Annotated in this window: 6 protein-coding genes and 1 pseudogene; 5 read left to right on the top strand and 2 right to left on the bottom strand. The window is 70.5% G+C overall.

All coding sequences use genetic code 11. The features are described from left to right. Nucleotides 1-174: 174 nt before the first annotated feature. Nucleotides 175-2,931, bottom strand: coding sequence for an AAA family ATPase (locus tag ACFCLZ_RS04845; protein WP_380283413.1), 2,757 nt, complete (start codon nt 2,929-2,931; stop codon nt 175-177). 340 nt (nt 2,932-3,271) lie between these two features. On the opposite strand from ACFCLZ_RS04845, the gene ACFCLZ_RS04840 reads away from it, so the two are divergent. The 4 genes and pseudogenes from ACFCLZ_RS04840 to ACFCLZ_RS04825 form a co-directional block, all read left to right on the top strand. Then, nucleotides 3,272-4,165, top strand: coding sequence for a metallophosphoesterase family protein (locus ACFCLZ_RS04840; protein WP_380283412.1), 894 nt, complete (start codon nt 3,272-3,274; stop codon nt 4,163-4,165). A 268-nt stretch (nt 4,166-4,433) separates the two neighbouring features. Then, nucleotides 4,434-5,786 (top strand): crotonyl-CoA carboxylase/reductase, encoded by a 1,353-nt coding sequence (gene ccrA, locus ACFCLZ_RS04835; protein WP_380283410.1) that lies wholly within the window; start codon nt 4,434-4,436, stop codon nt 5,784-5,786. Between the two features lie 283 nt (nt 5,787-6,069). Further along, entirely contained in the window at nt 6,070-6,654 is a 585-nt protein-coding gene (locus tag ACFCLZ_RS04830) for a class I SAM-dependent methyltransferase (protein ID WP_380283409.1), read from the top strand. Between the two features lie 49 nt (nt 6,655-6,703). Continuing rightward, nucleotides 6,704-7,024: pseudogene (locus ACFCLZ_RS04825) on the top strand (SDR family NAD(P)-dependent oxidoreductase); the annotation flags it as partial. A 32-nt stretch (nt 7,025-7,056) separates the two neighbouring features. On the opposite strand, the gene ACFCLZ_RS04820 reads toward ACFCLZ_RS04825, so the two are convergent. Then, on the bottom strand, nt 7,057-8,685 hold the full coding sequence (locus ACFCLZ_RS04820) for a hypothetical protein (protein ID WP_380283408.1): 1,629 nt from the start codon (nt 8,683-8,685) through the stop codon (nt 7,057-7,059). A gap of 224 nt (nt 8,686-8,909) precedes the next feature. Here ACFCLZ_RS04820 and ACFCLZ_RS04815 point away from each other — a divergent pair, with 224 nt between their 5' ends. Further along, entirely contained in the window at nt 8,910-9,443 is a 534-nt protein-coding gene (locus ACFCLZ_RS04815) for a hypothetical protein (RefSeq protein ID WP_380283407.1), read from the top strand. Nucleotides 9,444-9,537 lie beyond the last annotated feature (94 nt).

Genomic DNA, 9,537 nt, shown 5'->3' with positions numbered 1-9,537 from the left:
CGTGTACCACCGAATGGCCATGGCCCGAATGGCCGGAGCTGACGCATGCAAATTAGCAACGCGGACGGTGGGGGAGTGCCCGGAGGAGCGTTGTAGGGGTCGCACGGAGCATGACAGGGGTCGGCCGGACGGCGCCGTGCACCGACCGTCACGCTCCGTGTCCGGTCGACTCCGTCAAGCGAACCCGGAGGCCATGGGGACCCGGTCCGCGGGGAAGTCGACCATGAGCTGTCGCCGCCCGCGGATGTTGAGCTTCCGGTAGACGCGGGTGAGGTGCTGCTCGACGGTGCTCACGGTGATGTACAGCTCGGCCGCGATCTCGCGGTTCGTCGACCCCTGCGCCGCGAGGGCGGCGACCCGCAGCTCCGAATCGCTGAGCTTGGCGAGCGGGCTGGCCTCGCTGTCGTCCACCCGGGAGCGCTCGTGCGCCTTCAGCCGGCCCGGCCGGATGGCCTCGCACAGGGCGTCGGCCCCGCACTCCTTCGCCAACTGCCAGGCCCGGTCCGTGATCGCACCGGCCCTGCTGAACTCGCCCTGGGCCCGGTGCGCCCGGCCGAGGTCGGCCAGGGCGCGGGCCAGTTCGAGCCGGTCGCCGGACCTCTCCAGCTCCGCCACCGCCAGGGTCAGCGTCCGGGGGCGCAGCGCGGGCTCGCTGAGACCGGCGTGCAGCCGCAGCGCGGTGCCCCGGATGCGGGAGCTGCCGATCTCCTTGAGCTGACTCCTGATCAGACGCTCGGCCGGCTCCCGCTCGCCGATGCGCAGCCATGCCTCCGCGGCGTCCAGGTTCCAGGGCAGCAGCACGGGCTGGTCGATGTTCCACTGCTTGGCGAGCCGCTCCGCCATCAGGAACTCGCCGAGCGCGGCGTGCGCCCGGCCCGTCGCCAGGTAGTAGTGCCCCCGGGCCCGCAGGTACTTCAGCCCGTAGGTGCTCCGGAACACGCTGTCGCGGACCGGACGGCTGAGCTGGCGGCCCGCCGCGTTCAGCCGCCCCATGGCGGTGTAGGCGAGGATCTGGGTGGCGATCGCCCCCGCGGCGAAGACGTTGCCGACCTCCTCCGAGATCCCCTCCAGGGAGTCGGAGGCGTGCTCCACCGCCTTGTGCAGATCGCCCTGCCACAGGGAGATCTCGCTGCGGATCATCGCGAGTATCGTCCGCCAGCCCGGCGTCTGCCAGCCCTGGGCCTCGGCTGTCAGCAGCTGCCACCAGGTCTCGATCTCGGCGGAGCCGCGGCTGCCCCGGGCCAGGGCGGACAGGGCCGTCACGGCGGGCTCGAACGTCGCCTCGGTGAGCGCCAGGAGTTGCAGCGAGCCCTCGGCCACGAGGGCGACCGGCTCGTTGCGGACCGGGTGCGCCGGGGTGGGGTCGGGCAGCGTCACGGCCGGCGCGGCGGAGCTGTACGCAGGCGTCGTCAGCGTCGAGCCGATCAGCGCGGCGCCGAGCATCCCGGGCGCGTGCACCGTGCCGGGACCGTCCTGGTCCGCGCCGCCGAAGCGGTCCAGCGTCCGCCGCGCCTCCTCGACCCGGCCCAGCGCGAGCAGCAGCCGGGCCAGCGGGCCCGCGCAGGACTCGGGAAGCCGGTCGCCGGCCAGCAGGGTCAGCGGCTCCACGAGGTGCGTCTCGACCGCCGAGGGGTCCAGGCGCAGCAGGACGGCCGCGAGCCTGAGCCGGATCTCGGTGCGCTGCGCCGGGCCGGCGCAGGCGGCGCAGGCGAGTTCCAGGTACCGCACCGCCAGGGGCACGTCGCCGGCGAGCACCTGCTCGGCCGCGTAGCGCAGCACGTCGACGGCCCACGGCTGGGACGGGGTGGAGGCCCCGGCGGCCAGCAGGTGTTCGGCGACCTTCAGGTTGCTGGCGCCGGCGCGGTGCAGCACGTCGGCCGCACGCTGGTGCAGGGCGGCGCGTGCCTGCGGCGCCATCTCGTCGAGCAGCGTCGTCTGCACCAGCGGGTGGCGCAGCGCGCAGCCGTCCATCAGCCCGACCGCGTTCAGCGCCTGGAGGCCGCGGGTCACGGTGCCGCGGCTGACGTCCAGCATGAGGCTCAGCAGGTCGGGCGACGCCGCGCGGCCGAGCACCGACAGCCCCTTCGCCAGGTCCTCGGCGATCCGGTCGGAGCGCCTCAGGATGCTGCGCACCGCGGCGATGAAGGCCTCGCCGACCTGGGGCTGGCCCGGGGTGGGGAAGCGCCCCTGGGCGGCGGCGGTGTGATGGTCCTCCAGCAGGGCCCGCAGGAGCAGCGGGTTGCCTCCGCTGACGGCGTGCCAGGACGGGGCACGCCGGTCCGCCTCGGCCGCCCCGAACGTCTCGGCGAGCACCTGGGCCACGTCGTCCGGCCGGAGCGGGGGCAGGATGAGCCGGAGCAGGTTGGGGTGCTGGAGGAACAGGGTGCGCAGGGCCGGGTCGGCGCACCGCTCGTGGACGGCCTCGGTCAGGACGAGCAGGACCGGATTGGCGCGCGCGGAGCGCGTGGCGGCCAGCAGGTGACGCAGCGTCGGCGCGTCGACGTGCTGGACGTCGTCCACCAGGACCACCACGGGCACGTGGGACGCGAGGTTGTGCAGGGCCAGGCAGAAGCCCTGCTGGCCGGACGGCGTTTCGGCCGCCGCGACGGTGTCGGGGGCGGCGGGGGTGGCGCCGGCGGGCGTCCGCACGCCCAGGGCCGCCCGCAGCGGCGCGTGCGCCGGGGCCGGCAGTGCGGGGTCGTGGAGCAGCTGGCGCAGGGCCGCCAGTGGAACCTCGCGCTCGCCGGGATTCCCGATGATACGGAGAACCGCGGCCCGACAGTGCGCCAACTGTCGTGCGAATTCCGTTAAGATTGCTGTCTTGCCAAATCCAGCTGGCCCTTGGAGAACGACGACACCTGCATTGCGGGAGAGGCAGCGGGAGAATTCCTCCGCCAGCTTGGTGAGTTGCTCGCCTCTGCCGGTCAGCATCCTCGACACTCCGATCGATGGTCAGATCGCCGCCAGCCGGTTCCCGTATGGCTGGGGACAGTTGGGGGGATGCTACCCGAGCGATAGGGGTGGCGATCAATAGGATGACCTCGATGGCTTTCTTCGTACACGGGAACCGGGCGTCAGGACCTGACGGTGAGTCGCCTCGTGCGCGGTGGCGCGGAGGCTTCGCGGGAGGTAGGGGGGCCGGGGGCTGGGGTTAGGGGTGTACATGATCACCTCGGCCGGGATAAACCACTGTCGTGACATGTTTTCAGCCAGTTTTGCGAGGCAGCCGCCGGGACAACTGCCGCCCCCGTACCGTTCGCCGCACCGGCCGATGAACGGCGGCCGACTGCTGGGTATCAGCGATCTGCACGTTGGCTATCCGGAAAACCGGGCGATTGTTGAAAAGTTGTGTCCGGAATCCGACCTGGACTGGTTGCTGGTGGCCGGCGACGTGGGCGAGATCTTCGCCGACGTCGAGTGGGCGCTGGGCGTTTTGCGGTCGCGGTTCGCCAAGGTGATCTGGGCGCCCGGGAACCACGAGTTGTGGACCATGCGGAACGACCCGGTCCAGGAGCGCGGCGAGCGGCGCTACCGCCGGCTGGTCGAGATGTGTCGACGTCTCGACGTCCTCACGCCCGAGGACCCGTACGCGGTCTGGGAGGGCCCGGGCGGCCCGGTCACCGTCGCGCCGCTGTTCGTGCTGTACGACTACTCCTTCCGCACGCCCACCGCCGCCACCAAGGAGCAGTCGCTGGCGCAGGCGGAGGCGGCCGGAATCGTCTGCAGTGACGAGTTCCTGCTGCACCCGGATCCCTACCCGAGCCGGGAGGCGTGGTGCCGGGCCAGGCTCGTGGAGTCCGAGCGCCGCCTCTCGGCCTGCGATCCGGAGCTGCCCACGGTGCTGATGAACCACCACCCCCTGGTCCGCCGGCCCACCGAGGTCCTGACCCACCAGGAGTTCGCCCAGTGGTGCGGCACCGAGCGCACGGCGGACTGGCACGTGCGCTTCCGGGCCGCCGCCGTGGTGTACGGGCACCTCCACATCCCCCGCACCACCTGGTACGACGGTGTGCGGTTCGAGGAGGTCTCGGTGGGCTACCCGCGCGAGTGGAGCCGCCCCGGTCACCCGCGCACCGTCCCCCGCCGGATCCTGCCGGGGCCGGCGAGCGCACCGGTGACCACGTCGGCGACCTCGGTGACTTCGGCGACCTCGGCGGCGATCTGACCGGTGGAGGTCCGGGCCGGAGTGCCCCCGCCGGTCCGCGGTCCGTCGATCCGCGGCCCCGTCAAAGCCGTGCGCGCCTCCCGCCGACTCCCTCGTCCGACGGTACGAGTTAGGGGAGGTGGGACGGCCTGGTAGGGGGTCCTGGCCTCCTACGATGGCCGCCAGTGCGCCCCCCCGGCGATTCGTTCGGCGACTCGTCCAGCGCGGGCCGAGCCGTCCCCGCCGCCTCCCATCTGTCGCAGTAGCCAGCCGCCCTGAGGTGATTGACGTGGAATCCATCCTGAGCGCCGTCGTGTCCGGCGAAGCCACTCGGCAGGACTTCGCCGCCCTGCCGCTTCCCGAGTCGTACCGGGCCGTGACGGTCCGCAAGCAGGAAGCCGAGATGTTCGCCGGTCTGGAGAGCCGGGACAAGGACCCGCGCAAGTCCCTCCACGTCGAGCAGGTGCCCGTGCCCGAACTCGGCCCCGGCGAGGCCCTGGTCGCGGTCATGGCCAGCTCCGTGAACTACAACTCCGTCTGGAGCTCGATCTTCGAGCCGCTGCCCACCTTCGGCTTCCTGGAGCGCTACGGAAGACACTCCCCCCTGGGCAAGCGCCACGACCTGCCGTACCACGTCATCGGCTCCGACCTCGCCGGCGTCGTCCTGCGCACCGGTCCCGGCGTCAACGCCTGGCACCCCGGCGACGAGGTCGTCGCGCACTGCCTGTCCGTCGAGCTGGAGTCCGCCGACGGCCACGGCGACACCATGCTCGACCCCGCGCAGCGGATCTGGGGCTTCGAGACCAACTTCGGCGGCCTCGCCCAGCTGGCCCTGGTGAAGTCCAACCAGCTGATGCCCAAGCCCGGGCACCTGAGCTGGGAGGAGGCCGCCGCCTCCGGCCTGGTCAACTCCACCGCCTACCGCCAGCTGGTCTCGCGCAACGGCGCGGGCATGAAGCAGGGCGACAACGTGCTGATCTGGGGCGCCAGCGGCGGCCTCGGCTCCTACGCCACCCAGCTCGCGCTGGCCGGCGGGGCCAATCCCGTCTGTGTGGTCTCCAGCCCGCAGAAGGCCGACATCTGCCGGGCGATGGGCGCCGAGGCGATCATCGACCGCTCCGCCGAGGGCTACCGGTTCTGGAAGGACGAGCAGACCCAGGACCCGCGCGAGTGGAAGCGGCTCGGCGGGCGGATCCGCGAGCTGACCGGCGGCGAGGACGTCGACATCGTCTTCGAGCACCCCGGCCGGGAGACCTTCGGCGCGAGCGTCTTCGTCACCCGCAAGGGCGGCACCATCGTCACCTGCGCCTCCACCTCCGGGTTCGTGCACCAGTACGACAACCGGTACCTGTGGATGTCGCTCAAGCGGATCGTCGGCTCGCACTTCGCCAACTACCGCGAGGCCTGGGAGGCCAACCGCCTGGTGGCCAAGGGAAAGATCCACCCGACGCTCTCCAGGACCTACACCCTGGACGAGACCGGGCAGGCCGCCTACGACGTCCACCGCAACCTCCACCAGGGCAAGGTCGGCGTCCTGTGCCTCGCCCCCGAGGAGGGCCTGGGCGTCCGCGACCACGAGCTGCGCGCCCGGCACCTCGACGCGATCAACCGGTTCCGGATCGCCGCGCCGCCCGCCGGCTGACCGGCCCCCGCCCCGGGTCCACCCCGGGCCCACCCCGGGCCAGACCCGGCGGCCGGTGCCGTGCCGGCCGCCGGGCTGAAGGGGCGTCAAGGACGAGGCCACCGGCGACCGTGTGGGCACGATCGCGTGGACCGAGCTGCCGCTCAGGGGCCCTATGCTGCTGCCCATGCTGAGCGAGACACGCCCGGTGGGTTCGGGGGCGGCCATCTTGTCGGATCAGGAGTTCGTTCGGGCGCAGACCCGGATCGGGCCGGTGCCGTTTGTGCCCGAGGTGCGCCTGCACATGGCCGAGGACGCCATCGAGCTGTGGGAGACCACCGAGTCCGCGCGCGGCGAGGAGGGGATGCCGCCACCGTTCTGGGCCTTCGCCTGGGCGGGCGGCGTCGGGGTCGCCCGGTACGTGCTGGACCACCCGGAGCTGGTCGCCGGGCGGACGGTGCTGGACCTCGCGGCGGGCTCCGGGCTGGTCGGCATCGCGGCGGCCCTGCGCGGCGCCCGTTCCGTACGGGCCGCCGAGATCGACGCGTACGCCGTCGCCGCCATCGAGGTCAACGCGGCGGCCAACGGCGTCGAGGTGACCGCGGCCGTGGAGGACCTGCTGGACGGTGACGGCGCCCCGGCGGAGGTCGTGCTCGCCGGGGACGTCTTCTACGAGCGGACCATGGCCGCCCGCTTCCTGCCGTTCCTGCAACGCGCCCGGGCGCGCGGCGCGGTGGTGATCGTCGGCGACCCGGGCCGCGCCTACCTCCCGCGCGAGCGCTTCAGGCCCCTGGCGGCGTACGAGGTCCCGGTGATCGCGGACCTGGAGGACGCCGCGCTGAAGACCACGACGGTGTGGGAACTGGCGCCCGGCCCGTCCGGCTCCTGAACGTCCTGGCGGGGCCGCCCGGAACCACCCGTCATCCAAGAACGGGGAGATCACGGACCTCGGCATCAGTGGAAAGACCGCGCTGGTCACCGGAGCGAGTCGCGGTATCGGCCTCGCGATCGCCCGGGCCCTGGCCGCGGAGGGCGTCCGGGTGGTGGGCGCCGCCCGCACCGTCACTCCCGAGCTGGAGGAGGCCGCGCGGCCGCCGTGCACCGACGACGAGCAGGGGCGGGAGATCTTCGACCTCAACCTGTTCAGCGCGATGTGGACCACCGAGGCGGCCCTGCCGAGCATCCTGGAACGCCGGGGCGCGATCGTGAACATCTCCTCGATCAACGCCCGGATGCCCGCCGGCGCGCCGGTCGGCTACCGCCTGACATCCGGTCGGCCCGGCCGAGGAGCTCAGCCGATTCTGATGTGGTGGACAAGGATCAGCACAAAGGCGATGGCCAGAAGCGCGAACAGCTCGATCAAAAGGATCGACTGTCGAATGCGGCGGATCCACGCGCTGAGCGTCGAAGTGTCCCGGGTCAGCAGGAACGACGCGGCGAACGCGACCGGGACAAGGATCAGGGTGGCGTCCTTCGCGGTGAGATTGTTGTCCACCTCGGGCACTTGCTGGCCCGATGTCGGCTGGAGAACCGAGTGGATCTCGGACCAGCCCCGGTTGACCAGCAGCATGATGCCGAAGAGAGTGATCCCCATGGTCAGATAGAGGGTCCAGGAGTGGACCCTGGTGAGCCGGAGCGGGCATCGGATGTAGATGCGCGGAGGGCGGCCCCTTTGCGAGTCCTGTCTGAAATAGAACTCGAAGGTATTTCGCTCGTCGTCGATCCGCCCCGGTCCTCCTTCGGCGAGCCACTTCCGCCTATCGGCTCGCCGGGGCGTGAGGGACTGGCCGAGTTCGTTGTGGACTGTCGGTTTCCCGAGCCGGACGGCTGTATCCGAAACATGAATGTTCACGTGGTTGGTCTCTGCATCCGAGAAGGCCACCATCTGCCAGGCAGTCTTCTGGATCTGCTCCTTCGGGGAGAGCCTGCGCTTCTGCCAGTCAGGGGTGAAGTAGATCGCCCTTCTCTCCCGTACCGAGATGATGAAGGATTTATCCAGTGGAATTCGGCACCGGGCGAAGGCTACCCAGCGGTACCCGTATGCGAAATAGTTGCGGAGGATCTGGTCATTCTTGTCGCTTGGTTCTTCGTGAAGACTCTCCAGAAGGTCGGCGAGATACGTGAGCAGGGCTGTGACCTCCGGCGCCTTCGGCGTCCAGCCAGAGCCGGAGGCCTCCCGACGGTGCTTCAGTTCCTGTAGGAGGTAGGGCAGCGAGATGATGGGGTGCTGCGTGCTGCTGAACGGATCCGAACGGACGTATTCCCCGGCGATCGCCCGGATCCGGCGGGCGGACTGCTGCCAGGAAGTGTACTGTTCTTCCCAGTCGGGCAGTAGGCACTTCTTGTCGTCGTGAGTATTTCCGAAATCGTTGCGCAGGTAGGTGAATTGTGTATTCAGAAGTGAGGTGCCCGACGTGAAATAATGAGATGTTTTGTATCCCTGGAAGGTCTTCTCGTAAATATGAGTGGGGGCATAGAAGACGAATGTCAGGAGGTCGACGAACCTTGCCAGGGGAAGGTTGTCCGGGAACTCGATTCCGGCGTCCTTGATGAGTCGGATGAGCGAGATCGCCTGGATCCTTGCGCCCTCGTCCCTGCTGGCCCGGTGTACGTGGGTTCCATCTACATTGATTGTGAGGTCGAGCAGTGGAAGCTTCGGAAGCTCGGTGATCGGAAGCACCAGGTCGACAGTACCGTTTCTCGTGTTCTTCAGGGCGAGGATGCAAGAAAGCAGGTCGGTGCCGTTCTTGGACTCGGCCGACAGCTTTTCGTAGAGTGGTTGGACGTGGATCTCGCGATCCCGCTCGGACCAGAAAGCACGCGACAGTTCGACCCTCTCGATTGCACGGAGGCGCCAGAGGTGGAGGTCGTTCAGAAGTGCTGCCGCGGCTTCGTCGCGCGGGTCGAACTGGACGGGCATGGGCGTACACCTCGGATTCGGTGAAATGATCGATCAGGTTCCATCTGTGTACCACCCGTGCCACTTCCTCAGGGGAATGTCGCTCGCTGACCGCGCGGCGCCGACGGCGGCGGTCTGACCCGTTCGGGTGGGGGTGTGGGTCCTGAGGTGTGGTGTCGGCGGGTGGGGGAGGGGGAGGGCGGGAGGCTGGTGCCTCCGGAGCGGGCGGGTGGTCGGGAGGGCGTGTGGGTGTGCGTGGTGGTGCTGCGGTCGGGGGCGCCGATGCCGGTGTTCTCGGCACCGCGCTCGGTGTGGTCCTGGCGTTCTCGCTGGCGGAGGGCTCGTGGGAGTGGTTCTCGACGTACCTGGGGCTGACGCTGCTCACGGTCGTGCTGGCCTTCGGGCGGGTTCCGGTGCGGACGGCTGCCGGTTACGGGTGGAACCTGGCGGCGTACTCGTCGGTGGTGGGCCTGTGCGTGGCGCTCGCGCTGGCGCCGGCGTTGCAGCGGTGGGACTGGCTGTTCCCGATGGAGGCGACGAGGGAGGGGTGTGTGCAGGCGGGTCGGTACGAGAGCCTGCACGCGCGGGCCGCGCTGGGGGACCTGGCCGGACAGGACCCGGCGGCGCTGGCGTTCGCGCAGGAGCAGCAGAGCCGGGTGGCGGTCGCGGATTGCCTGGCGGCGACGACGACCCGGTGGCTCCCGGCGTACGCGCTGGGCACGGCGCTGGTGGTGAGCGGGGGCGCGTGGGTGTGGGGGAGGGCGCGGCGGGCCGAGTGAGCTGCGAGTGCGCCGCCGGATGGGCCTGAATGGCTGGCGGTGGCTGCGGGGGCGTGGTGCGCTGGAGCCCGCATGCGAACCGTTCGCAATCCTG

The sequence above is a fragment of the Kitasatospora purpeofusca genome, assembly GCF_042691725.1.
In the GTDB taxonomy this organism is placed as follows: domain Bacteria; phylum Actinomycetota; class Actinomycetes; order Streptomycetales; family Streptomycetaceae; genus Kitasatospora; species Kitasatospora purpeofusca_B.
Note: the sequence above shows the minus strand (reverse complement) of the source record. Positions and strands in the feature narration are given on the sequence as shown.

Bases quoted from the DNA above. Each gene is read 5' to 3' on its own strand.
- ACFCLZ_RS04830 (WP_380283409.1), top strand. From the start codon at position 6,070: ATGGCCGAGGACGCCATCGAGCTGTGGGAGACCACCGAGTCCGCGCGC.
- ACFCLZ_RS04820 (WP_380283408.1), bottom strand. From the start codon at position 8,685: ATGCCCGTCCAGTTCGACCCGCGCGACGAAGCCGCGGCAGCACTTCTG.
- ACFCLZ_RS04840 (WP_380283412.1), top strand. From the start codon at position 3,272: ATGAACGGCGGCCGACTGCTGGGTATCAGCGATCTGCACGTTGGCTAT.
- ACFCLZ_RS04845 (WP_380283413.1), bottom strand. From the start codon at position 2,931: ATGCTGACCGGCAGAGGCGAGCAACTCACCAAGCTGGCGGAGGAATTC.